This window comes from Streptomyces sp. SudanB182_2057, assembly GCF_964272715.1.
Classification (GTDB): domain Bacteria; phylum Actinomycetota; class Actinomycetes; order Streptomycetales; family Streptomycetaceae; genus Streptomyces; species Streptomyces rubradiris.
In genome coordinates this window covers 5,439,391-5,463,031 of record NZ_OZ186798.1, presented here as the reverse complement: position 1 = coordinate 5,463,031, position 23,641 = coordinate 5,439,391, and the positions used below count along the sequence as shown (strand labels likewise).

Annotated in this window: 18 protein-coding genes; 10 read left to right on the top strand and 8 right to left on the bottom strand. The window is 72.8% G+C overall.

Annotated elements, in window-relative coordinates; all coding sequences use genetic code 11:
• Positions 1-10: 10 nt before the first annotated feature.
• Positions 11-1,180, bottom strand: coding sequence for a PP2C family protein-serine/threonine phosphatase (locus tag ACSURM_RS24110; protein ID WP_436957856.1), 1,170 nt, complete (start codon positions 1,178-1,180; stop codon positions 11-13).
• Between the two features lie 160 nt (positions 1,181-1,340).
• Here ACSURM_RS24110 and ACSURM_RS24105 point away from each other — a divergent pair, with 160 nt between their 5' ends.
• Positions 1,341-2,585 (top strand): GNAT family N-acetyltransferase, encoded by a 1,245-nt coding sequence (locus ACSURM_RS24105; protein ID WP_436957855.1) that lies wholly within the window; start codon positions 1,341-1,343, stop codon positions 2,583-2,585.
• An 8-nt stretch (positions 2,586-2,593) separates the two neighbouring features.
• On the opposite strand, the gene ACSURM_RS24100 is transcribed toward ACSURM_RS24105, so the two are convergent.
• Positions 2,594-3,403, bottom strand: coding sequence for an Fpg/Nei family DNA glycosylase (locus tag ACSURM_RS24100; protein WP_436957854.1), 810 nt, complete (start codon positions 3,401-3,403; stop codon positions 2,594-2,596).
• A 103-nt stretch (positions 3,404-3,506) separates the two neighbouring features.
• A complete protein-coding gene (locus ACSURM_RS24095) occupies positions 3,507-3,992 on the bottom strand; it encodes a ribose-5-phosphate isomerase (RefSeq protein ID WP_436957853.1) in 486 nt (161 codons plus the stop codon).
• A 215-nt stretch (positions 3,993-4,207) separates the two neighbouring features.
• Here ACSURM_RS24095 and ACSURM_RS24090 point away from each other — a divergent pair, with 215 nt between their 5' ends.
• Complete coding sequence (locus ACSURM_RS24090) at positions 4,208-5,626, top strand: amino acid permease (protein ID WP_436957852.1); 1,419 nt, start codon at positions 4,208-4,210, stop codon at positions 5,624-5,626.
• A gap of 95 nt (positions 5,627-5,721) precedes the next feature.
• Here ACSURM_RS24090 and ACSURM_RS24085 read toward each other — a convergent pair whose 3' ends face one another.
• A complete protein-coding gene (locus ACSURM_RS24085) occupies positions 5,722-6,303 on the bottom strand; it encodes a biotin transporter BioY (protein ID WP_189995398.1) in 582 nt (193 codons plus the stop codon).
• A 401-nt stretch (positions 6,304-6,704) separates the two neighbouring features.
• Here ACSURM_RS24085 and ACSURM_RS24080 point away from each other — a divergent pair, with 401 nt between their 5' ends.
• Positions 6,705-8,087, top strand: a complete 1,383-nt coding sequence (locus ACSURM_RS24080; RefSeq protein ID WP_436957851.1) for an amino acid permease — start codon at positions 6,705-6,707, stop codon at positions 8,085-8,087.
• A 128-nt stretch (positions 8,088-8,215) separates the two neighbouring features.
• Positions 8,216-8,863: a superoxide dismutase gene (locus ACSURM_RS24075; protein WP_436957850.1), complete on the top strand. Its 648-nt coding sequence runs from the start codon at positions 8,216-8,218 to the stop codon at positions 8,861-8,863.
• Between the two features lie 125 nt (positions 8,864-8,988).
• Here ACSURM_RS24075 and ACSURM_RS24070 read toward each other — a convergent pair whose 3' ends face one another.
• The gene (locus tag ACSURM_RS24070) at positions 8,989-9,651 is read right to left on the bottom strand and encodes a mycothiol-dependent nitroreductase Rv2466c family protein (protein ID WP_436957849.1); all 663 of its coding nucleotides are present in this window, start codon (positions 9,649-9,651) and stop codon (positions 8,989-8,991) included.
• A 138-nt stretch (positions 9,652-9,789) separates the two neighbouring features.
• On the opposite strand from ACSURM_RS24070, the gene pepN reads away from it, so the two are divergent.
• From pepN to ACSURM_RS24055, 3 genes are all read left to right on the top strand, one after another.
• Entirely contained in the window at positions 9,790-12,369 is a 2,580-nt protein-coding gene (pepN, locus tag ACSURM_RS24065) for an aminopeptidase N (RefSeq protein ID WP_436957848.1), read from the top strand.
• 207 nt (positions 12,370-12,576) lie between these two features.
• The gene (locus ACSURM_RS24060; RefSeq protein ID WP_436957847.1) at positions 12,577-13,614 is read left to right on the top strand and encodes a hypothetical protein; all 1,038 of its coding nucleotides are present in this window, start codon (positions 12,577-12,579) and stop codon (positions 13,612-13,614) included.
• Between the two features lie 124 nt (positions 13,615-13,738).
• Positions 13,739-14,551: an SGNH/GDSL hydrolase family protein gene (locus ACSURM_RS24055; protein WP_436957846.1), complete on the top strand. Its 813-nt coding sequence runs from the start codon at positions 13,739-13,741 to the stop codon at positions 14,549-14,551.
• On the opposite strand, the gene ACSURM_RS24050 is transcribed toward ACSURM_RS24055, so the two are convergent.
• Both ACSURM_RS24050 and ACSURM_RS24045 read right to left on the bottom strand, forming a co-directional pair.
• A complete protein-coding gene (locus tag ACSURM_RS24050; RefSeq protein WP_436957845.1) occupies positions 14,518-15,678 on the bottom strand; it encodes a serine hydrolase domain-containing protein in 1,161 nt (386 codons plus the stop codon). The two genes, ACSURM_RS24055 and ACSURM_RS24050, sit on opposite strands and share 34 nt — an antisense overlap.
• Positions 15,679-15,802: 124 nt before the next feature.
• Positions 15,803-16,270 (bottom strand): NUDIX hydrolase, encoded by a 468-nt coding sequence (locus tag ACSURM_RS24045; RefSeq protein ID WP_436957843.1) that lies wholly within the window; start codon positions 16,268-16,270, stop codon positions 15,803-15,805.
• Between the two features lie 231 nt (positions 16,271-16,501).
• On the opposite strand from ACSURM_RS24045, the gene ACSURM_RS24040 reads away from it, so the two are divergent.
• Both ACSURM_RS24040 and ACSURM_RS24035 read left to right on the top strand, forming a co-directional pair.
• The gene (locus ACSURM_RS24040; RefSeq protein ID WP_436957841.1) at positions 16,502-19,798 is read left to right on the top strand and encodes a S8 family serine peptidase; all 3,297 of its coding nucleotides are present in this window, start codon (positions 16,502-16,504) and stop codon (positions 19,796-19,798) included.
• A 350-nt stretch (positions 19,799-20,148) separates the two neighbouring features.
• The gene (locus tag ACSURM_RS24035; protein ID WP_436957839.1) at positions 20,149-21,168 is read left to right on the top strand and encodes an aspartate-semialdehyde dehydrogenase; all 1,020 of its coding nucleotides are present in this window, start codon (positions 20,149-20,151) and stop codon (positions 21,166-21,168) included.
• 24 nt (positions 21,169-21,192) lie between these two features.
• Here the strand turns inward: ACSURM_RS24035 and ACSURM_RS24030 are convergent, their stop codons facing one another.
• Positions 21,193-22,413: an MFS transporter gene (locus ACSURM_RS24030; RefSeq protein ID WP_436957837.1), complete on the bottom strand. Its 1,221-nt coding sequence runs from the start codon at positions 22,411-22,413 to the stop codon at positions 21,193-21,195.
• Between the two features lie 87 nt (positions 22,414-22,500).
• Here ACSURM_RS24030 and ACSURM_RS24025 point away from each other — a divergent pair, with 87 nt between their 5' ends.
• Positions 22,501-23,379: a LysR family transcriptional regulator gene (locus tag ACSURM_RS24025; RefSeq protein WP_436957836.1), complete on the top strand. Its 879-nt coding sequence runs from the start codon at positions 22,501-22,503 to the stop codon at positions 23,377-23,379.
• Positions 23,380-23,641 lie beyond the last annotated feature (262 nt).

Below are 23,641 nucleotides of genomic sequence, written 5' to 3'. Positions count from 1 at the left end.
GGGTCCCGGCTCAGCGGGGGGCGGACGTCTCGCGGCAGATCAGCAGCAGGGCCCGGTCGTCGTTGACGTCCTTGGCGACCGCTTCGATGAGATGCCAGGCCGCGCCGTGGAAACCGCCCGGCACATAGCGGTCGGCCTCCCCGGTGAGCCGGTCGATGCCCTCCACGATGTCCCGCTCGGCGGTCTCCACCAGACCGTCTGTGAACAGCATCAACACGTCCCCTGGCCGGAGCGAGCCCTTCACGGGGTCGAACTGGGCGCCGTCGTACACACCGAGCAGCGGGCCCTCGGCCGCCTTCTCCTCCCAGCGTCCGCTGCCCGCGCTCAGCTGGAGCCCCGGCGGATGGCCCGCGGAGTACAGCTCGTAGTCCCCGGAGTCCAGGTCCAGCACCAGGTGGATGGAGGTGGCGAAGCCCTCCTCCCAGTCCTGGCGGAGCAGATAGCCGTTGGCGGCCGGCAGGAAGGCGTGCGGGGGCAGCGAGCCGAGCAGGCCGCCGAAGGCGCCGGACAGCAGCAGGGCCCGCGAGCCCGCGTCCATGCCCTTGCCGGACACGTCGGTGAGGACGACCTCCAGCGTCCGGCCGCCGTTCGTGCGGGCCGCGACGACGAAGTCACCGGAGAAGGACTGCCCGCCCGCCGGGCGCAGCGCCATCTCGTGGTGCCAGCCCTTGGGCAGCTTCGGCAGCTTGCTCTGCACCCGGATCCGCTCGCGCAGGTCGAACAGCATCGTGCCGCCGCGCCGCCAGGGCACGCCGACCCGGCTGCGGAACTGCGCGGTCAGCAGTCCGAAGAAGCCGCACGCGGCGACCACCAGGACCACGCCCGGGGTGACCCGGGAGGGGCCCTCGGTGTACGGGCCGAGCCGCACCGACTCCACGATCAGCGCGGTGGCCGCCGTCGCGTACAGCCCGAGCAGGCTCGCCGGGCGCAGCAGCAGACCGCCGGCGACGATCGGCAGCACCAGGCTCGCCGGGGACCACCACACCGAGTCGAACAGGGTCATGGCCGCGAGGAGCGGGACGGTCAGCAGCAGGCCGGCGAAGGCGATCCAGTCGGAGCCGTCGCCGCGGAAGTAGTCCACGGCGCTTTTGCGCAGCCCGACGCGGGCCCGGTGCCACCTCTTCTTGCACCGGGCCGTGAACGTGTCGGCCTTCGCGCGCCGCTGTCGTCCTGCTGCCATCAGTTCGGGACCCTATCCAGCGGACCGGCCGCTTGGCACGGGAGGTCCCACTTGTCCCCCGTGCGGGATTCCGCTTCGCCGCGCGCACGCCGGGCCGCGCGGCGCCCGCGCCGGGGGAAATTCACTGGCTCGCCCCCCGGCGCGCTGATAGGCATGGCTCATGGGGACTGACCACGGAACCGAGTTGAGGCCGCTGCGCGAGGACGAGTGGGACGGGTGGTACGACGCCCTGTACCGGGCCTTCGGGGCGGGACCCGTCTCGGGTGAGGAACGCGAGGTGGAGCGGGCGGCCACGGAGTTCGACCGCTCCCTCGCCGCCTGGGACGGGGACGCGCTCGTCGGCACGGCCGGGGCGTTCAGCTTCCGGCTGACCGTGCCGGGCGGGGTCTCGGTCCCCACGGCGGGAGTGACGATGGTGAGCGTCGCCGCCACCCACCGGCGGCGCGGGGTGCTGACCTCGATGATGCGCCGGCAGCTGGACGACTTCCACGAGCGGGGCGAGCCGGTGGCGATGCTGACCGCGTCCGAGCCGGCCATCTACGGCCGCTTCGGATACGGCGCCGCCACGTTCCGGATCAGCGCCGAGATCGACACCAGCCGGGTGACCCTGGCCCTGCCCGAGGGCACCGACGCGATACGGGTGCGGTCCGCGGCGCCGGCCGACGTCCTGGACGCCTGCGAGGCGGTGTACGCGGCCCTGGTCCCGCGCCGGCCCGGCATGCTGGCCCGGCAGCCGCACTGGGACCGGGTCGCCGTCGTCGACCCGGAGCGCGACCGGGACGGGGGGCCGCCGTTGCAGTGCGTGGTCGCCGAACGGGACGGCGAGATCACCGGATACGCCCGCTTCCACACCAAGGGTTCCTGGGACTCCGGCGGTGCCCCCGCCGGGACGGTACGGCTGAGGGACCTGGCCGGGCTGGACCCCGCGACCGAGGCCGCGCTCTGGCGGTTCCTGTTCGGCATCGACCTGATGACGACGTTGTCGGTGCCGTCGCGGCCGGTGGACGACGCTCTGCGGTATCTGGTCTCCGACATCCGCCGCTGCGACCCGCGGCTGCGGGACGACGCCTACGTCCGGCTGGTGGACGTCGGCGCGGCGCTGTCGGCGCGCGCCTACCAGGCGCCGGTGGACGTCGTGTTCGAGGTGGACGACGCGTTCTGCCCCTGGAACGCGGGGCGTTGGCGGCTGACGGGGGACGCGAAGGGCGCGTCGTGCGAGCGTACGACCGACGCGGCGGAACTGGCCCTGTCCGTACGGGAGCTGGGCTCGGCGTACCTCGGCGGGGTGTCCCTGCTGTCGCTGGCGGCGGCCGGGCGGGTGCGGGAGCTGCGGGCGGGCGCGCTGACGGAGGCGTCGGTGGCGTTCGGCTCACCGCTCGCCCCGTGGCTGCCGCACGGTTTCTAGCCGCCGGCTCACGCCTGCTGGCAGGTGGAACACCAGAAGAGGTTGCGGGCGGCGAGACCGGCGGTGCGGATCTCGTCGCCGCAGATGTGGCAGGGCATCGTGGCGCGGCGGTAGACGTACACCTCGCCGCCGTGGTCGTCCACGCGGGGCGGGCGGCCCATCGCCTCCGGGGTGTGCTCGGGGCGGACGGTGTCGATGCGGTTGTTCCGCACGCCCTCGCGCATCAGCCCGGCCAGGTCGGACCAGATCGCGTCCCACTCGGCCGGGGTGATGTCGCGGCCGGAGCGGTAGGGGTCGATGCCGTGCCGGAACAGCACCTCCGCGCGGTAGACGTTGCCGACGCCGGCCACGATCTTCTGGTCCATGAGCAGCGCGGCGATCGTCGTACGGCTGCGGGAGATCCTGCGGTACGCGACGGCAGGGTCGGCGTCCGCGCGCAGCGGGTCGGGGCCGAGCCGGTTGTGGATCTGCCGCTTCTCGGCGTCCGTGATCAGGGCGCAGGCGGTGGGGCCGCGCAGGTCCACGTACGACGTGTCGTTCACCAGGCGGAGCCGGACGGTGTCCGTCGGCGGGGGTGCGGGGGCGTCGCCGAAGCCGACCTTGCCGAAGAGGCCGAGGTGGATGTGGACCCAGTCGGCGTCCCGGAACCCGAGGAAGAGGTGCTTGCCGTGGGCCTCGGTGGCGGTCAGCTCGGTACGGTCCAGCAGGGCGGCGGCGTCGGAGAACTTGCCCTGGGGGCTGGTGACGCGGGGTGCGGTCCCCAGGAACCGCCCGGCGTAGTCCTGGGCCAGCCGGTGAATGGTGTGCCCTTCCGGCAAGGGGTGTCCTTTCCTGCGTTCCTGGCCCACCCACCCGGTTCGGCAGCGAGCTTTGCCGCAGCCGGCGGGGCCGGCCGGGGCACGGCCGGCCCGTTCCCCGGGGTTACGGCTGGGGGTGGTGGGGCGGAATCGGGGGGAGGGTGCCCGTCGTCTCGTAGTCCGCGAGCATCTCGATGCGCCGGACATGCCGCTCGTCACCGGAGAACGGCGTGTTCAGGAACACCTCGACGAACTTGACCGCCTCCTCGGTGCTGTGCATGCGCGCGCCCACGGCCACCACGTTGGCGTTGTTGTGCTGCCGCCCGAGCGCCGCCGTCTCCTCGCTCCAGGCCAGCGCCGCACGCACGCCCTTCACCTTGTTCGCGGCGATCTGCTCACCGTTGCCGGAGCCGCCGATCACGATGCCGAGGGCGTCGGCGTCCGCGGCCGTCCGCTCCGCGGCACGCAGGCAGAACGGCGGGTAGTCGTCCTGGGCGTCGTAGATGTGCGGCCCGCAGTCGACGGGCTCGTGCCCGGCCGCCTTCAGCCACTCGACGAGGTGGTTCTTCAGTTCGTAGCCCGCATGGTCGGAGCCGAGATACACGCGCATGCAACGAGTGTGACACGCGCCCATCTGGGCAGCAGCCCCAGGGTGCCGGCGGCCGGCCGGCCCGGAATCGTGTGAGACATGCCATAGATCCCCAAGGGAACCAGAGGTAACGATACGGATTCGGAGGTTCCCGATTCCGTTGGCCTCGGATTCACTGGACCGACTCGTACACCGCTCGTACGAGCAGCTCCACCTGGCGCAAAGGAAATCCGTCCATGACCCCTGGTTCGGGCCTCCAAGCAGGACTCAAGAACCGCCACCTGTCGATGATCGCGATCGGTGGCGTGATCGGAGCCGGTCTCTTCGTCGGCTCCAGCTCGGGTATCGCCACCGCGGGACCCGGCATCCTCCTGTCGTACGCCCTCGTCGGCACGCTCGTCGTCCTCGTGATGCGGATGCTCGGCGAGATGTCCGCCGCCAATCCGACGTCCGGCTCCTTCTCCGCGCACGCCGACCGCGCGCTCGGCCACTGGGCCGGGTTCTCCATCGGCTGGCTGTACTGGTTCTTCTGGGTCGTCGTCCTCGCGGTCGAGGCGACCGCCGGCGCGAAGATCCTCGAGGGCTGGGTGCCCGCCGTCCCGCAATGGGGCTGGGCACTGATCGTCATGATCGTGCTGACCGCGACCAACCTCGTCTCCGTCGGCTCCTACGGCGAGTTCGAGTTCTGGTTCGCCGGGATCAAGGTCGTGGCGATCGGCGCGTTCGTCGTCATCGGTCTGCTCGCCGTGTTCGGCGTGCTGCCGGGCGTGGACGCCGACAAGGCGTCCTTCGCCAACCTCACCTCGCACGACGGCTTCCTGCCGCACGGCCCGGGCGCGATCCTCACCGGTGTGCTGCTGGTCGTGTTCTCCTTCATGGGCAGCGAGATCGCCACCCTGGCGGCCGGCGAGTCCGAGGACCCGCAGCGCGCGGTCACCAAGTCCACCAACAGCATCATCTGGCGGATCGGCGTCTTCTACCTGGGCTCGATCCTGGTCGTGGTCTCGCTGCTGCCGTGGAACGACCCGTCCATCACCAAGGACGGCTCCTACGTCGCCGCGCTGAACTCGCTCGGCATCGCCCACGCCGGCCAGATCATGAACGTCATCGTGCTGACGTCCGTGCTGTCCTGTCTGAACTCGGGCCTGTACACGGCCTCCCGGATGGCCTTCTCGCTCGGCGAGCGCGGCGACGCGCCGAAGGCGTTCGCGCGGGTCAACAGCCGGGGCGTGCCGATGACCGCGATCCTCGCCTCGGTCGTGTTCGGCTTCGTCGCCGTCTTCTTCAACTACCTGTCCCCGGACACGATCTTCCTCTTCCTGGTCAATTCCTCCGGAGCGGTGGCGCTGTTCGTATGGCTGGTCATCTGCTTCTCGCAGCTGCGGATGCGGAAGATCATCCAGCGCGAGGCGCCGGAGAAGCTGGTCGTGAGGATGTGGCTGTACCCGTATCTGACCTGGGCGACGGCGACGCTGATCGTGGGCGTGCTCGTCTACATGCTCTTCGACACCGAGCACGACGGCCGGCAGACCGTGCTGCTGTCGCTGCTGGTCGCGGCGATCGTGCTGGTGATCGCGGTGGTCCGGCAGCGGCTGGCGGCGGCCCGCCCGGCGCCCGCGGCCGAGTCCCCGGCCGACAAGGTGTCCGTCGGCTGATCCACCGCCGGCACGGACAGGGCACACAAAAGGAAGAGGCTCGCGGGACCGGGGAGTGATCCCGGACCCGCGAGCCTCTTTCCGTGCGCCGGTTCCTAGCGCTTGCCGAGCGCCTTCCAGGCGGCGGGCACGGCGCCCATCGCCAGGGCGGCCTTGAGGGCGTCCCCGATCAGGAACGGGGTGAGGCCGGCCGCTATCGCCTCGGACGCGGACAGGTGGGCCGCCAGGGCCAGGTAGGGCACGCCCACCGCGTAGATGACGGCCTCGCCGAGCACCATCGTGCCGGCCATGCGCAGCGGCGAGCGGTCGGCGCCGCGCCGGGCCAGGGCGCCGACGACGGCGACGGCCAGCAGCATGCCGAGGACGTAGCCGAAGGAGACGAGGCCGGTGCCGGCCTCGCCGCCCGCGAACCACGGCACGCCCGCCAGACCGGCGACCGCGTACAGGGCGAGGGAGAGGAAGCCGCGGCGGGCACCGAGGGCGGTGCCGACGAGCAGCGCGGCGAAGGTCTGGCCGGTCACCGGCACCGGGGATCCGGGCACCGGCACCGACAGCTGGGCCGCGAGGCCGGTGAGCGCGGCGCCGCCGACCACGAGGGCGGCGTCGCGGACGCGGGAGGCCGGGAGCAGGTCGGCGAGGACTGCGCCGGGACGGGCGGTGGCGGTGGCGGTGCTCATGGGGACTCCACGGGATGGTGTGGACACGTCGGGACACCGTGACGCTATACCGGCGCACTCACCCCGATCACCGTCAGCGCCCGACAAAGGCCGGAACGACGACTTGGTGGGCTCCGGACAAAGACTGTGGGCTACACCGGCCGGGGCGTGAGACTGATCACTAGGGCGGAGACGTTTCCCTCACGCGTTCCGCGCGGGCCCGTCGGGCTTCCCAACTGTGGAACCCCACCAAAGGAATTGCGAGTCGTGTACGACCTCTGGTCACCTTCGACGCCGTAACCGTAGATTAACCCTGCGCACCAGAGGTGTCCGGATAGTGGTCAGTCCCTTCGCCTGAGCGGACGGGACGCGGAGACTGGCGGGGTTTTTGCCCGCCCATTGCACGGGGGAGAGCAGCACCCATGCCCAACAGCACGACCACGGAGACGCCGCCACCACGGGCGGACGGTTCCCTCTCCCACGGCCTCAAGCAGCGCCATCTCTCGATGATCGCCCTGGGCGGGGTGATCGGCGCGGGGCTCTTCGTCGGTTCCGGCGCGGGCATCGCCGCCGCCGGTCCGTCCATCGTGGTCGCCTACGCCCTCTCCGGGGTGCTGGTGATGCTGGTCATGCGGATGCTCGGCGAGATGTCGGCGGCCTACCCGTCGTCCGGCTCCTTCTCCGCGCACGCCGAGCGCGCGATCGGCCCGTGGGCGGGCTTCGCGGCGGGCTGGTCGTTCTGGGTACTGCTGTGTACGGCGGTGGGCCTGGAGGGCATCGGCGCCGCGAAGATCGTCCAGGGCTGGCTGCCGGGCACCCCGCAGTGGATGTGGGTGGCCCTGTTCATGGTGGTGTTCTGCGGCACGAACCTGGCCGCCGTGAAGAACTTCGGCGAGTTCGAGTTCTGGTTCGCCGCGCTGAAGGTCGGCGCGATCAGCCTGTTCCTGATCCTCGGCGTGCTGGCCATCGCCGGCGTACTGCCGGGCACGGACGCGCCCGGCGCCTCGAACCTCAGCGACTTCATGCCGAACGGCGGCGACGGCCTGGTGATCGGCCTGCTCGCCTCGGTCTTCGCCTACGGCGGCCTGGAGACGGTCACCATCGCGGCGGCCGAGTCCCAGGACCCGGTGCGGGGTGTGGCGTCCGCTGTGCGTACGGCGATGTGGCGCATCGCCGTGTTCTACATCGGCTCGATGGCGGTCGCCGTCACCCTGGTGCCGTGGGACTCCGAGGAGGTCACGTCGAAGGGCCCGTACATCGCCACGCTGGAGGAGATGGGCATCCCCGGCGCGAGCCAGCTGATGAACGTGGTCATCCTCGTCGCCCTCCTGTCCGCCATGAACGCCAACATCTACGGCGCCTCGCGCATCGCCTTCTCGCTGGTCGAGCGCGGTCAGGGCCCGAAGGTGCTGGCGCGGCTGTCCGGCGGGGTGCCCCGGATCGCGGTGGTCACCTCCTCCGTGCTGGGCTTCGTCTGCGTGCTGCTCAGCTACTGGCGGCCGGACGACATCTTCAAGTGGCTGCTGAACATGATCGGCGCGGTCATCCTGGTCGTCTGGATCTTCATCGCCGTCTCCCAGCTGCTGCTGCGCCGCCGCATCGAGCGCGAGGCCCCGGAGCGGCTGGTCGTGCGCATGTGGGCGTTCCCGTGGCTGACCTGGGTGGCGCTGGCCGGCATGGCCGCGATCTTCGTACTGATGTGGCGCGAGCCGGACACCCGGACCCAGCTGTACTCCTCCGGCGGCATGGCGCTGTTCCTGGCCGCGGTCGGCTACGCCTGGCAACGGCTGCGCGCCAAGGGCTGAGCACCCCGCCTCTCACCCGCGCAAGGCCCCCACGAAACACACGTGGGGGCCTTTCTGTTGCTCTGATCCACTTGTTGCTAGCGTGTAGTTGCAAGACACTTGCAATAAGGTTCCGGAGGGGAACACGCATGCCCGTCTACACGCTGCCCGACCTGCCCTACGACTACTCCGCGCTCGCCCCCGTCATCAGCCCGGAGATCATCGAGCTGCACCACGACAAGCACCACGCGGCCTATGTGAAGGGCGCCAACGACACCCTGGAGCAGCTGGCCGAGGCGCGGGACAAGGAGACGTGGGGCTCGATCAACGGCCTGGAGAAGAACCTGGCCTTCCACCTCTCCGGGCACATCCTGCACTCGATCTACTGGCAGAACATGACCGGCCCGAAGGACGGCGGCGGGGAGCCGCTGGCCCAGGACGGCGTGGGCGAGCTGGCCGAGGCCATCAAGGAGTCCTTCGGTTCCTTCGCCGGCTTCAAGGCCCAGCTGTCCAAGGCCGCGGCCACCACCCAGGGCTCGGGCTGGGGCGTGCTCGCCTACGAGCCGCTGAGCGGGCGCCTGGTCGTGGAGCAGGTCTACGACCACCAGGGCAACGTCGGCCAGGGCTCCATCCCGGTCCTGGTCTTCGACGCCTGGGAGCACGCCTTCTACCTCCAGTACAAGAACCAGAAGGTCGACTTCATCGAGGCCATGTGGCAGGTGGTCAACTGGCAGGACGTGGCCAAGCGCTACGCCGCCGCCAAGTCCCGCGCCGACGTGCTGCTGCTCGCCCCCTGAGCGCCCGGGCGCCCCGGACGTCCTGCCTCGTGATCGTCTTCTCACCCTTCACGACGGCAGGCGGATGAAAGAAGACCCCCGTGAGGACGTGACTCACGGGGGTCTTCCCTTGGGTGCTCAGGTGGTTACAGGTTGCTGAAGTCGGGGCCCTTGGTCCGGGTCCGCTTGATCTCGTAGAAGCCCGGTACCGAAGCCACCGCCACCGTGCCGTCCCACAGGCGGGCCGCCTGCTCGCCCTTGGGGGCGGGGGTGACGACGGGGCCGAAGAAGGCGATCTGCTCGCCGTCGGGGCCGGGCAGGGCGATCACCGGGGTGCCGACCTCCTGGCCGACCTTCTCGATGCCCTCCTTGTGGGAGGCGCGCAGCTCGGCCTCGAACTCGAAGTCCTCCTGGCCGGCGTAGTCGATCAGCTCGGCGGGCAGGCCGGCGTCGGCGAGCGCGCCCGCGATGGCCTCCAGGGTCGGGCCCTCGCCGTTGTTGTGGATGCGGGTGCCGAGGGCGGTGTAGAGCGGGCCGACGACGTCCTCGCCGTGCTTCTGCCAGGCCGCGGTGACCACCCGGACGGCCGGCCACGCCTTGGTGGTCAGCAGCTCGCGGTAGTCGGCGGGCAGCTCGTCGAGCTTGTCCTCGTTGAGCACCGCCAGGCTCATGACGTGCCAGCGGACCTCGATGTCGCGGAGCTTCTCCACCTCCAGCACCCAGCGGGAGGTCATCCAGGCCCACGGGCACAGCGGGTCGAACCAGAAGTCGACGGGTGTCTTGCCGGACGAGGTGGCGGTCTCGGACATGGCGCTCCTTGGCGAAACGTGGGTTTCCCGCGTCAACGAGGCGGGCGCCACCCGCATTCCCCGCTGTCCGCCGTCAGGAGCACATGGCAGGATCGGTCCTGTTTCAGCCGTTCTCCGCGATCATGAGGAGTGCCGTCCGTGCCCGGTGAGAATCTTTCCCGCGACGAGGCCCGGGAGCGGGCCGCCCTGCTGTCCGTCGACGGATACGACGTGTTCCTGGACCTGCGGTCCGCCGTCGGCGACGGGGCCGGGGAGCCGCGCACGTTCCGCTCGGTGACCACCGTGCGGTTCCGGTGCAACGAGCCGGGCGCGTCGAGCTTCGCCGACCTGCTGGCCCCCCGGGTCACCTCCGTCTCGCTCAACGGCCGGGACCTGGACCCGGGCGAGGTCTTCGACGGCTCGCGGATCGCGCTGGAGGACCTGGCGGCGGAGAACGAGCTGGTGGTGGACGCGCAGTGCGCGTACTCGCGCACCGGTGAGGGCCTGCACCGCTTCGTCGACCCCGAGGACGGCGAGGTCTATCTGTACACGCAGTACGAACCGGCCGACGCCCGCCGGGTGTTCGCGAACTTCGAGCAGCCGGACCTGAAGGCGCCGTACCGGTTCGAGGTGCGGGCGCCGGAGGGCTGGACGGTGTGGAGCAACGGCACCGGCGAACTCGTGGACGGGGTGTGGCGGTTCGCGGAGACCAAGCCGATCTCGACGTACATCACGTGTGTGGTGGCGGGCCCGTACCACTATGTGACGGACTTCTACAGCCGCACCCTCGAGGACGGCACGAAGCTGGAGATCCCGCTGGGCGCGATGTGCCGCAGGACGCTCGCCCCGTACTTCGACGCCGATGACATCTTCCTGGTCACCAAGCAGGGCCTGGACTTCTTCCACGAGCACTTCGACTACCCGTACCCGTTCGGGAAGTACGACCAGGCGTTCGTGCCGGAGTACAACCTGGGCGCGATGGAGAACCCGGGCATGGTGACGTTCCGGGAGGAGTACGTCTTCCGGGGGAAGGTGACGCAGGCGTCGTACGAGGCGCGGACCAACGTCATCCTGCACGAGATGGCGCACATGTGGTTCGGCGACCTGGTCACCATGGAGTGGTGGGACGACCTGTGGCTGAAGGAGTCCTTCGCGGACTTCATGGGCACGTTCGCGAGCGTCGGCGCGACCCGTTTCAAGGACGCCTGGATCACCTTCGCCAACCGGCGCAAGGCGTGGGCGTACCGGGCGGACCAGCTGCCCTCGACGCATCCGATCACGGCGGACATCCGCGACCTGCAGGACGCCAAGCTGAACTTCGACGGCATCACCTACGCCAAGGGCGCCTCGGTGCTCAAGCAGCTGGTGGCGTACGTCGGCCGGGACGCGTTCCTGGAGGGCGCCCGGCGCTACTTCAAGCGGCACGCGTACGGCAACACCCGCCTGGGCGACCTGCTGTCGGTGCTGGGCGAGACGAGCGGCCGGGACATGAGCGCGTGGGCGCGGTCGTGGCTCCAGACGGCGGGCGTGAACGCGCTGACCCCGCAGGTGCTGCTGGACACCACGGGCGGCCGGGTCGCCGAGCTGGCCGTCGTCCAGGAGGCCCCGGAGTCGCATCCGGAGCTGCGTCCGCACCGGATCGTGGTGGGCCTGTACCGGCGTACGCCCGAGGGCACGCTGGAGCGCTACGCGCGCGCGGAGACGGACGTGCACGAGCCGCGCACGGTGGTGGCGGAGCTGGCGGGGCTCCAGGCGCCGGAGCTGGTGCTGGTCAACGACGAGGACCTGACGTTCTGCAAGACCCGGTTCGACGCGACGTCGCTGGAGACGCTGCGCACGGACCTGGGCGGGCTCACGGATCCGCTGGCGCGCGCCCTGTGCTGGTCGGCGCTGTGGAACATGACCCGGGACGGGCTGCTGCCGGCGCGGGAGTTCATCGCTCTGGTGCTGCGGTTCGCGGGCGGCGAGTCGGACATCGGTGTGCTCCAGATGCTGCACGCCTGGGCGAACTCGGCGCTCACGCACTACACGGCGCCCGCGTGGCGGGAGACCGGCGGGGAGCTGCTGGCCGAGGGGGCGCTGCGGGAGCTGCGGTCGGCGGCGCCGGGCAGCGAGCACCAGCTGGCCTGGGCGCGGTTCTTCGCCGCCGTGGCCGCCGCGGAGCCGGACCTGAAGCTGCTGCGGGACCTGCTGGACGGCACCACCTCGATCGAGGGTCTGGAGCTGGACCAGGAGCTGCGCTGGGTGTTCCTGGAGCCGCTGGCGGCGCACGGGGCGGCCGACGAGTCGGTGCTGGCGGCGGAGCTGGCCCGGGACGACACGGCGTCCGGCAAGCGGCACCAGGTGCGCTGTCTGGCCGCGCGGCCGCAGGCGGCGGTCAAGGCGCAGGCGTGGGCGCAGGTGGTGGAGTCGGACGCGCTGTCGAACGCGCTGGTGGAGGCGACGATCGCGGGGTTCGCCCAGCCGTCGCAGCGGGAGCTGACCGCGCCGTACGCGCAGCTGTACTTCGCGGCGATCGAGCGGGTGTGGCGGGAGCGGTCGATCCAGATCGGCATGGACGTGGTGCGGGGTCTGTTCCCGGCGCTGCAGGACCGGCCGGAGACGCTGGAGGCGACGGACGCGTGGCTGGCGGCGCACGAGGACGCGGCCCCGGCGCTGCGGCGGCTGGTGCTGGAGGCGCGGGACGACCTGGCGCGGGCGCTGCGCGCACAGGCGTGTGACGCGACGGCCGGCCGCTGAGCCTTGGCCTGAGCCCGCCCGGCCGGCAACCGTTACGAAATCCGGGCGAACGGAGCCGTAACCCCTGGTCCGCACCCGATCGGACCAGGGGTTTTCCATGCCCTCTCGGCATCCGAACACCTGACCTTTAGTACCGTCTTGTCCGCATTCTTCGACGGCTGTGTAACAGCGGTTACGGACCGGTCGGGTCCTGGGAATCCCGAGGCCATGACGCACGACGCCCCCCTCTCCCCCCGTCCCCTGCGCCACCTCGCCGACGCCCACCGCCGGGTCCTGACGGCGGCCCAGCTGCGCGCCCACGGCGTGTCCCCGGCCGAGCTGGCCGAGCGGTGCGGCCCCGGCGGCCCCTGGCGGGAGCTGCTGCCGCGGGTGATCCTGCTGCACTCCGGCCCGCCCACCGGCGAGGAGCGGCTGCACGGCGCCCTGCTGTACGCGGCCCGCACGGCACGGGAGGGCGTGCCGGCCCAGCCGACGGCCCAGGGCCCGCACCGGCCGCAGTACCCGGACGCGGTGCTCACCGGGCCGGCGGCGCTGGCCCTGCACGGCTTCTCGGCCACCCCGCCGCCCGACGCCCTGAACCGGGTGGACGTCCTGGTGTCCCGGCAGCGCCGGCCGCGCTCCACCGGCTATGTGCGCATCCAGCGCACCGCCGAGCCGCCCGAGCCGCAGCGGGTGGCGGGTCTGCCGGTGGCGCCGGTGGCGCGGGCGCTGGCGGACGCGGTGGCGGAGCCGACGGACACCGAGACGGTACGGCGGCTGCTGACCGAGGCGGTGCGCGGCGGCCACTGCGAACCGGCCGTCCTGCTGCGGGAGCTGGCCCGGGCGCGGCTGCTGCACCGGCCGCACGTGGCGGACGCGGTGGACGCGGTGTTCGCGGAGGGCCGCCCGGCCGCCGAGGACCGCCTCTACCGGATGGTCCGCGAGTACGGTCTGCCGGACCCGGTGTGGAACGTCGACCTGCGCCTGCCCGGCGGACCGCACCTGGGCGGCCTGGACGCCTACTGGCCGGACCACGCGGTGGCGGTGGAGCTGGACACCCGGGTCTCCCGGCAGGACGACGACGCCGTGTGGTCCCGGTACGCCGGCAAGCGCGAGCATCTGGAGCGCCTCGGCATCACCGTCGTGTACCTCACGCCGCGCAAGCTCAGGGACTGCCCGGAGCAGCAGGCGACGGTGGTGCGGACGGCGCTGATGGCCTCCGCCGACCGCGAGCCGGCCGTGTACGTCGTGGTGCGGCCCCGGTAGCCGCCGCGCGGTGCTGCCCCGCGTCCGCCGGTTCGGCAAGGCGTGCCGGTCCGGCCGGGTGAGGGCTCACCCGGCCGGACCAGCGCGGCGGGCGGGGCGGGGCGGGCCCCGGTACAGGAGAGTCATGAGACAGACCCGAATAGCGGCGGGCGCCTGCGCCCTGCTCCTCGCGGGGGCCTGCGCCCTCGCCGGTCCCGCGACCGCCCAGGCGCCGCCCCGCACCCCGGCCGGGGGCTACGTGGCCCTCGGCGACTCCTACTCCTCCGGGGTGGGCGCCGGCGACTACCAGGCCTCCGGCAAGGAGTGCAAGCGCAGCAGCCGGGCCTACCCCGTGCTGTGGGCCGAGGCCCACGCGCCGGCGACGTTCAGCTTCGCCGCGTGCAACGGCGCCGGCACCGAGGAGGTGCTGACCGAGCAGCTCGGCCACCTCAGCCCGCGCACCTCCCTGGTCACCCTGACCGTGGGCGGCCACGACTCGGGCTTCGCCGGGACCATGGCGCTCTGCGCGATCGGCGGTACCGACCGCTGCCGCACCGCCGTGTCCCGGGCCGTCGACACCATGGACGGGTCGCTGACGGACCACCTCGACCGCCTCTACACGGCCATCCGGGACCGGGCGCCCGCCGCCCGGGTGGTGGTGCTGGGCTACCCGCGCCTGTACCACCTCAAAGGCTCCTGCGCGCTCGGCCTCCAGGACGGCGAGCGCGCCGCCCTGAACGACGCCGTGGACCACCTCAACGGGGTGATCGCGGGGCGCGCCGCCGCCCACGGGTTCACCTTCGCCGATGTCACCGCCGCCTTCGCCGGGCACGAGATCTGCTCCTCCCACCCCTGGCTGCACAGCGTGGAAGTGTTGGCGATCACCGAGTCCTACCACCCCACGGCGCCGGGCCAGTCGCTCGGCTACCTGCCGGTGCTCTCCCGCGTCTCCGGCTGACAGAACTCCTTCTCGGCCACGGCCGTGGTGTCCCCGGCCCAGTCCCCGTCGAAGTGGACGGCCAGGGTGTGCCGGCCGTCCGCCGAGGCCGCCGCCTCGGACACCGAGCCCGGGATCTCGCCGCTGTGGCCCCAGACGTGGGTTCCGCAGGCCAGCCGGGTGTCGGTGAGTCCGAGGCCGTACCGGACGCCGGGGGCCGCCTCGACGGGCACGGTGGTCTTCATCTCCCCGAGCCGGCGCGGCGGCAGCAGCCGGCCGCCGAGCAGGGCGCCGTAGAAGCGGGTGAGGTCGGCGGAGTCGGAGATCATCTCGCCGGCGGCGTAGGCCAGGGAGGGGTTGAGGTCCGTGACGTCGTGGACGGGGCCGCCGGGGACGCCGAACGCCGAGTACGCCCGGGCGCTCGGGCGCGGCAGGCCGGTCCGGGTGCCGGGCAGGGAGGTCGCCGTCAGGCGCAGCGGGGTGATGATCCGGCGGGTGACCTCGGTGGCGTACGGGTGGCCCGTCACCCGCTCGATCACCAGTCCGGCGAGGACGTAGTTGGTGTTGGAGTACCCCCAGGAGGCGCCGGGCGCGAAGGCGGGCGCGTGCCGCATCGCCACGGCCACCAGGTCCCGGGGGGCGAGGGTGTCGTAGCGGTGCCGGAAGAAGCCGTCCTCGGTGAAGTGGTCGCGGCGGAAGCCGTCGTCGGTGAGGTAGTCGCGGATGCCGCTGGTGTGGTTGAGCAGCCGCCGCACGCTGATCCGGCGGCCGTCGTGGCCGTGGCCGCGGACCAGGCCCGGCAGCCAGGTGTCCACCGGGTCGTCCAGGGAGAGCCTGTTTTCCGCCGCCAGTTGGAGCAGGACGGTGGCGACGAAGGTCTTGGTGATGCTGGCGACGCGGTAGCGGTCGTGGGCCGAGCGCGGCCGGCCGGTGCGGAGGTCACCGACGCCCGCCGCCGTGGACCAGGTGCCGTGGGCGTCACGCACGGTGGCGGTGGCGCCGGGCACCCCGGCCGCGACGGCGGCCCGGACGGCCGCGCGGGTCCCGGTGTGCGCACCGGGTGCGGGACCGGTCGCCAGGGCCGGGCCCGCGAGGGCCGCCGAGAGGAGCAGGACGGCGGTGCCCGTCACAGCCGTGCGTACGCGCATGTCTTCCCCTGCCTGTGGGTGCGGAGCGGTCGGGGGGAGAAACGGCGGCCGGGGCGCGCGGGTTGCCCGGGTGTGTGCCGGTCGGGCGACTTCCGGCCTTCTCCGGACCGGCTCCCGTCGCGCTCTACGACGTCGCTTCCGGCCGGTCCGCGAGCCGTCCGTGCGGCGGGCGTTCGCGCCACAGCCGCAGCCCGATGTCGACCATCGGCACCCGGACCAGACCGGGTACGGCGGCCAGGTCGTGCCAGGCGGCGAAGTCGGTGGAGCCGCCGGTCTCGGGGCGGAGCTTCCCGCCGGTGACCTCGCCCGCGTAGAAGATGCGCAGGGACTGGTGGTCCCGGCGGCGGCCGACGCGCGGGTCCCCGACGAACCGGCGGGTGTGGACGCCGAGCAGACCGGTCACCTCGATGCGGTAGCCGGTCTCCTCGGTGACCTCGCGCCGGACGGTGTCGTACGGGTCCTCGCCGTGCTCCATGCCGCCGCCGGGCAGCACCCACTCGTGGGTGCCGCCGGGCGTGGGTGACCTGGCGAGCAGGAGGTGTCCGTCGCGGACGCACACGGCGTAGGCCGCCACCCTCAAGTTCCGTCGCATGCCCGGACGTTATGCGGTGCGGCGGGCACCGGCGAGCGAAAATCCCGGCAGCGGGCGGGTCACCCCGTACGCGATGACCGGATTCCGTCCCATACCGTCGGAACACGCCCGTTTCGCATCGCGGGTTTTCCCCATACGTTCATTTCGATTGGGTCAACGGTCCCCATTATGGCGCCCTTTCGGTCAGGCTGAGCGCTTCCGTCCGCTCGTTCCTTGACCTGAGGGATGCCGATGAACCACACCGCCCCCGAGCGTGATCCCATATCCGGCCCGAGACGCCTGGCCCGCATAGCCGTGGCCGTGGGCGTGGTGGCCGCCCTCTCCGCGGCCGGACCGGTGCCGCTCGCCCTCGCCGCGGAGCCGTCCCCCGCCCCGGCCGCCGACCCCGGCGTCAAGTCCGCCCACGACAAACTGGGTCCGGACGACGCCGCGCTGCTCGCCGAGGCGAAGGCCGGCGGCGACAAGAGCGTCACCCTGATGATCGCGACCTCGCCCGGGAAGACGGAGCAGGTCGCCGGGGAGCTGGACGCGGTCGACGGCGGCCTGGTGGGCCGCAGGGACGACAAGCTCGGCTACGTCCGGGCCACCGTCCCGACGAGCCGCGCGGACTCGGCCATCGACGCCGCCGTGAAGCTCTCCTCCGTGCGGGCCGTCGACCTCAAGCAGGAGATCCCGCTGGACGACCCGGTGCCCGCGGGCGCCAAGTCCCCCTCCGGCAAGGCCGCCTACCCGGCGCCGGGCCGGAACACCCCGGCGGAGAACCCGTACAACCCCTCCTTCGAGACCGGTGCCGTCGACTTCGTCCGGGACCACCCGAAGGCGGACGGGCGCGGGGTCACCATCGGCATCCTGGACTCCGGCGTCGACCTCGGCCACCCGGCGCTGCGCACGACCACCACGGGCGAGCGGAAGATCGTGGACTGGGTGACCGCGACCGACCCGGTCACCGACGGCGACGGCACCTGGCGGCGGATGACCACCGCCGTCACCGGCCCGGCCTTCTCCGTCACCACCGCGCAGGGCACCGAGAAGTTCACGGCGCCCGAGGGCTCGTACAAGTTCAACTACATGTACGAGTCCGCCACCGCCGGCGGCGACGAGAAGGGCGACCTGAACCGGGACGGCGACACCACCGACGCCTGGGGCGTGCTGTACGACCCGGCCGCCGGCACGGTCCGCGTCGACACGAACGACAACCTGGACTTCACCGACGACCCGGCGATGAAGCCGTACAAGGACGGCTTCCAGGTCGGCCACTTCGGCACCGACGACCCGGCCACCGAGGTCGCCGAGCGGGTCCCGTTCGTGGTGGAGACCCGCAAGGACGTCGTCTACAACGCCTCCGGCGCCAAGGCCGACTACGTCAACATCGGGGTCATCGAGTCCGAGCACGGCACCCATGTCGCCGGCATCACCGCCGCCCACGGCCTGTTCGGCGGGAAGATGAACGGCGCGGCCCCCGGCGCGAAGATCGTGTCCTCGCGGGCCTGCACCTGGACCGGCGGCTGCACCAACGTCGCCCTCACCGAGGGCATGATCGACCTGGTGACCAAGCGCGGTGTCGACATCGTCAACATGTCGATCGGCGGGCTGCCCGCGCTCAACGACGGCAACAACGCGCGCGCCGAGCTGTACACCCGGCTCATCGACACCTACGGCGTCCAGCTGGTGATCTCCGCCGGCAACTCCGGGCCGGGCACCAACACCATCGGCGACCCGGGCCTGGCCGACAAGGTGATCTCGGTCGGCGCGACGATCTCCAAGGAGACCTGGGCCGCCAACTACGGCTCGGTCGTGGCGAAGGAGTACGCGATGATGCCGTTCTCCTCGCGCGGCCCGCGCGAGGACGGCGGCTTCACCCCGACCCTGAGCGCGCCCGGCGCCGCGATCAACACCACCCAGACCTGGCTGCCCGGCGGCCCGGTCGCCGAGGCGGGCTACTCCCTCCCGGCCGGCTACTCGATGCTCCAGGGCACCTCGATGGCCGCCCCGCAGGCCACCGGCGCCACCGCGCTGCTGCTGTCGGCCGCCAAGCGCGAGGGCATCGGCCTCACCCCCGCCCGGCTGCGCACCGCGCTGACCTCGACCGCCGACCACATCAAGGGCGTCCAGGCGTACGAGGAGGGCGCGGGCCTGATCAACATCGTGGACGCCTGGGACGCCATCGAGGACGGCGCCACCGCCCACGACTACACCGTCGAGGCGCCGGTCGACACCGCGATCGACGACGCCCTGAAGACCCCCGGCCGGGGCACCGGCCTGTACGACCGCGAGGGCGGCCTGAAGGCGGGCCAGAAGAAGACGTACGACGTGACGATCACCCGTACGTCCGGCCCGGACAAGGCGCTCCGGCACGAGCTGCACTTCGAGAACAACGCCGGGCGCACCTTCCGGATCGTCGGTGACGACGTGGTGCGGCTCCCGCTGAACCGGCCGGTGACGGTCAAGGTGCAGGCGGTGCCCGGGTCCGCGGGCCTCAAGAGCGCGATCCTGGAGGTCGACGACCCGAGGACCGAGGGCGTCGACAAGCAGATCCTCACCACGGTCGTCGTCGCCGAGCCGGTGAAGTACACCTACTCCGCGTCCGGTTCGGTGCAGCGCAACAGCACCCGGTCGTACTTCCTGACCGTGCCGGAGGGCGCCACGTCCCTGGAGGTCGCCCTCGGCGGGCTGAAGGACGGAAGCCAGACCCGGTTCATCGCCATCCACCCCTACGGCGTCCCGTCCGACACCACCGGCACGCCGTACTGCTACCACAACTACCTGGACGGCAACGGCTGCAAGCCCGGCGTGCGCGCGTACGCCGACCCGCAGCCCGGCGTCTGGGAGGTCGAGGTCGAGTCCCGGCGCACCTCCCCGCTGCTCGACAACCCCTACCGGCTGGACGTCTCCGTGCTCGGCGCGGCCTTCGACCCGCAGACCGTGACCGTGCCCGAGGCCAAGGTGGGGACCCCGGTCACCGCGTCCTGGAAGGTGACCAACGGGTACGCCCCGCTGGACGGCACGCTGACCGGCGGCCCGCTCGGTTCCGCCGAGTCCGCCCGGCCGGCGATCAAGCAGGGCGAGACGCGGACCACCACGGTGACCGTCCCGGCCGGCGCGACCTCGCTCGACGTCGCCATCGGGCGGGTGTCGGACGCGGCGGCCGACCTGGACCTGGCGGTGTACGACGCGGCCGGCAAGGAGGTCGGCAAGTCCGCCGACGGCGACTCGGAGGAGGCGGTCTCCGTGCCGTCCCCGGCCGCCGGCACCTACACGATCCAGGTCGTGGGCTACGCCGTCCCGTCCGGCTCCACCGACTACGACTACCGGGACGTGTTCTTCTCCTCCGCCCTCGGCTCCGTCACGGTCCCCGGCTCGGCCCCGGTGCACCTCGCCACGGGCGCCTCGGCGACGGTCACCGGGCAGGTCACGGCCGCTGCCGAGGCCCCGGCGGGCCGCGAGTTCTTCGGCCGCGTCCAGCTGGTGAACGCGCGCGGCACGGTGGCGGGCACGGCCAGCGTGAAGATCGGCAAGGTCACGCCGTAACGGGGTGACGGCCGGAAAGGAGGGGCGGGGGGCCGTACGGACCCCCGCCCCTTTTTCGTGCGCCGGGGGCCGGTCTCCGGAGGGCCGGTCGCCAGAGGCGTACGTCACACCCTCGTATGGCCGGGGCCCGCGCGGGCAGGGGCGGGACGGCACAGCTTGCGGCGCGGGGCCGTCGCGGAGGGAATTCCTCCAGCCCGACGGGGTGCCGGGCGGACGTGCGGAACCGTTCACGGGGGCGGCCGTGTCCCATTCCTCGGGCCCGCTGGGCAAAGAATTGGACAGGTGGGCCGGGGTGGGCCGCATCATGGAAACGCCCCGGTCAGGCAAGCAACACACAAGAGGGAGTCGCCGTGAGGGTCGGAATCGTCGGAGCCACCGGTCAGGTGGGCACGGTCATGCGCAGGATCCTCACGGAGCGCGACTTCCCGGTCACGCGGCTGCGCCTGTTCGCCTCGGCCCGCTCGGCCGGGACCGTACTGGACGGCGTGACGGTGGAGGACGCGGCGACCGCCGACTACACCGGCCTGGACATCGTGCTCTTCTCGGCGGGCGGCGCGACCTCCAAGGCGCTGGCCGAAAAGGTCGCCTCCCAGGGCGCCGTCGTGATCGACAACTCCTCGGCCTGGCGCAAGGACCCCGAGGTCCCGCTGGTGGTCTCCGAGGTGAACCCGCACGCGATCACCGACCGCCCCAAGGGCATCATCGCCAACCCGAACTGCACCACGATGGCCGCGATGCCGGTGCTGAAGCCGCTGCACGAGGAGGCCGGGCTCGAGGCCCTGGTCGTCGCCACCTACCAGGCGGTGTCCGGCTCGGGCCTCGCGGGTGTGGCCGAGCTGCACGGTCAGGTGCAGAAGGTGGCGGCCGAGGCCGACAAGCTCACCCACGACGGCGGGGCGGTCGACTTCCCCGAGCCGCAGGTCTACCAGCGCACCATCGCCTTCAACGTGCTCCCGCTGGCGGGTTCGATCGTGGACGACGGTCTGAACGAGACCGACGAGGAGCAGAAGCTGCGCAACGAGTCCCGCAAGATCCTGGAGATCCCGCAGCTGAAGGTGTCCGGCACCTGTGTGCGCGTGCCGGTCTTCTCCGGCCACTCCCTCCAGGTCAACGCCCGCTTCGCCCGCCCCCTCAGCCCGGAGCGGGCCACCGAGCTGCTGGCGAAGGCGCCCGGCGTGGCCCTCTCCGACATCCCGACCCCGCTCCAGGCGGCCGGCCAGGACCCGTCGTACGTCGGCCGTGTCCGCCGCGACGAGACGGTGGACAACGGCCTGGCGCTGTTCATCTCCAACGACAACCTCCGCAAGGGCGCCGCGCTGAACGCGGTGCAGATCGCGGAGCTGGTGGCGGCGGAGCTGTCGGCGAAGTAACGGCACCCACGCGGCAGGGGGCGGTCACGGTGACGTGGCCGCCCCTCGCTCGTCGCGGCCCGGGGTGAGGGCCGCCAGCCCCGCGAGGACACCGCCCGTGAGCAGCACCGCGGTCGTCCCCGGCCCGTCCGCGAGCCGGCCGCCGGCCAGCGCCCCGAGCGCGATGGCCGCGTTGAACACCCCGGCGAACAGGGCGGACGCGGCCTCCGGGGCCTCGGGCGCGGCGGCCGTGAGGGCCCGCTGGCCGGACACCGACACCCCGCCGTAGGCCAGTCCCCACACCAGCAGCAGCGCGGCCGACCCGGCGGCGCAGCGGCCCGCCGGGGCGAGCAGCACGACGACCGCGCCGAGCACCGCGGCGATCAGCCGCAGGGCGCGGCGCGGACGGCGGGCGGCGAGCGCGCCGCCCGCGAAGTTCCCGGCGACGCCCGCGAGACCGTAGCCGAGCAGCAGGGTGCCGACCAGGCCCGGCCCGGTGCCCGGGGTGCGTTCCAGGACGGGCCGGACGTAGGTGTAGGCGGCGAAGTGGCCGGTGACCAGCAGGGCGACGGTGACGAGCAGCCACCGCACCCGCGCGGCGCCGAGCAGCCGGGGGAACGTGCCGAGGCGGACGGCGCCCTCGGCGGGCAGCGGCGGCAGGACGACGGCCAGCCCGGCCGCCACCAGCAGCGCGCTGCCGGTCATCGCGACGAAGGCGGTGCGCCAGCCCGCCGCCGCGCCGAGGAAGGTCCCGGCGGGCACCCCGAGCACCGAGGCGACCGCGATCCCGCTGAAGACCAGCGCGGTGGCCCGGCCGGCCGACGGCCCGGGCAGCAGCCGCGCGCCGAGCCCGGCGGCCACCGCCCACACCCCGCCCATGCACACCCCGACCAGCAGCCGGGCGGCGAGCACCACGGGGAAGGCGGGGGCGAGCGCGGTGAGCAGGTTGGCGGCGGCCAGCAGGAGCAGCAGCGCGCACAGCACGGTACGGCGGTCGGCGCGGCGCACGGCGACCGGCAGCAGCGGGGCGGCGACGGCGGCGGCCAGTCCGGGCAGGGTGACCGCGAGGCCCGCGGTGCCGGCGGAGACGTCAAGTCCGGCGCCGAGCGAGGTGAGCAGGCCGACCGGGAGCATCTCGGTGGTGACGACGGCGAAGGTGGCGCCGGCGAGCATCCCGACGGCGGCCCAGGGCCGGTCCGACGGGGTGACGGGAGGGGCGGGGTGGCGGGTGCGGGTGCGGAGGTGGGGGGTTCGGCGGAAGACCATGCCCCCAGCCTTTGCCGCGGGCGGCGCGGGAACAACGGCGATCCGCTCACCCTTGCATGAGCGGGAGTGATCGGCGGAGGGAGTCGCGTGTCGGGGCTGGAGCTACGGGAGTTGGAGTGCTTTCTGGTGCTCGCCGAGGAGCTGCACTTCGGCCGGGCCGGGGAGCGGTTGTTCGTGTCGCAGAGCCGGGTGAGCCAGCTGCTGGCCGCGCTGGAGCGCCGGGTGGGCGCCCGGCTGGTGCACCGCTCCAGCCGCCGGGTGGCGCTGACCCCGCTCGGTGAACGCTTCCTGGAGCGGCTGCGTCCGGCGTACGGGGCGCTGCACGCGGCGGTGGCGGACGCGCGGGCGGTGGCCCGGGGCGGGACCGGCCCGCTGCGGCTGGGTTTCCAGGGGACGGCCTACGCGCCGCTGTTGGAGGCGGTCGCGGCGTTCGAGGCGAAGGACGCGGCCCGTTCGGTCGACCTGGTGGAGATCCCGTACGCGGATCCGTTCGGGGCGGTGCGGCGGGGCGCGGTGGACGCGGCGGTGGTGCTGCTGCCGGTGGCGGAGCCGGACCTGGTCGTCGGCCCGGTCTTCTCCCGGCAGCGGCACACGCTGGCCGTCTCCCGGCGGCACGCGTTCGCCGGCCGGGACCGGGTCGGCGCGGCGGACCTCGCGGCCGTACCGCTGATCGGGGCGGCGGCGCCGGCTCCGCCGTACTGGCGTGCCGCCCGTGCCCCCGGCGCGCTGCCCGGTCCGGCGGCCACCACCCTTCAGGAGGCCCTGTCCCTGGCCGCCGCCGGCCGCGGCGCCCTGCTGCTGTGCCATCCCACGGCCGCCCAGCACCGGCGCACCGACATCGCCTACGTCCCCGTCGACGGCGTCCCCGACTCCGAACTGGCCCTGGTCTGGCACCGGGACGCGGAGACGGAGACGGTACGGGAGTTCGCCCGGACGCTGGCGGCGGCGGAACGGGCGGCGGGCTGACGGCGGAGGGCGGTGCCGGACGGGCGCCCGGGTCCGAGATGCCGAGCCGCCGGGGGGCCGCTAGCGTGTTGGAGGAGGGCCGCGGTCGGGCGGTGTGCCCGCCGCCGGCGAGCGCCCTGGTCACGATCCCCGCCCGGGCACACGGGACGTGCCCCTCGCCCCCGCGGCGTCACCCGCGTACCGCGCCGTGCCCCGTGCGCGCCGCGGCATCGCCCATCGCCCCCGTATCCGGACAACCCCACGAGGGCGTGGAAGGAAGGTA

Coding starts and splice junctions, on each gene's coding strand:
- ACSURM_RS24110 (WP_436957856.1), bottom strand. CDS start 1,180: ATGGCAGCAGGACGACAGCGGCGCGCGAAGGCCGACACGTTCACGGCC.
- ACSURM_RS24105 (WP_436957855.1), top strand. CDS start 1,341: ATGGGGACTGACCACGGAACCGAGTTGAGGCCGCTGCGCGAGGACGAG.
- ACSURM_RS24095 (WP_436957853.1), bottom strand. CDS start 3,992: ATGCGCGTGTATCTCGGCTCCGACCATGCGGGCTACGAACTGAAGAAC.
- ACSURM_RS24090 (WP_436957852.1), top strand. CDS start 4,208: ATGACCCCTGGTTCGGGCCTCCAAGCAGGACTCAAGAACCGCCACCTG.
- ACSURM_RS24085 (WP_189995398.1), bottom strand. CDS start 6,303: ATGAGCACCGCCACCGCCACCGCCCGTCCCGGCGCAGTCCTCGCCGAC.
- ACSURM_RS24080 (WP_436957851.1), top strand. CDS start 6,705: ATGCCCAACAGCACGACCACGGAGACGCCGCCACCACGGGCGGACGGT.
- ACSURM_RS24075 (WP_436957850.1), top strand. CDS start 8,216: ATGCCCGTCTACACGCTGCCCGACCTGCCCTACGACTACTCCGCGCTC.
- ACSURM_RS24070 (WP_436957849.1), bottom strand. CDS start 9,651: ATGTCCGAGACCGCCACCTCGTCCGGCAAGACACCCGTCGACTTCTGG.
- ACSURM_RS24060 (WP_436957847.1), top strand. CDS start 12,577: ATGACGCACGACGCCCCCCTCTCCCCCCGTCCCCTGCGCCACCTCGCC.
- ACSURM_RS24055 (WP_436957846.1), top strand. CDS start 13,739: ATGAGACAGACCCGAATAGCGGCGGGCGCCTGCGCCCTGCTCCTCGCG.
- ACSURM_RS24050 (WP_436957845.1), bottom strand. CDS start 15,678: ATGCGCGTACGCACGGCTGTGACGGGCACCGCCGTCCTGCTCCTCTCG.
- ACSURM_RS24045 (WP_436957843.1), bottom strand. CDS start 16,270: ATGCGACGGAACTTGAGGGTGGCGGCCTACGCCGTGTGCGTCCGCGAC.
- ACSURM_RS24040 (WP_436957841.1), top strand. CDS start 16,502: ATGAACCACACCGCCCCCGAGCGTGATCCCATATCCGGCCCGAGACGC.
- ACSURM_RS24030 (WP_436957837.1), bottom strand. CDS start 22,413: ATGGTCTTCCGCCGAACCCCCCACCTCCGCACCCGCACCCGCCACCCC.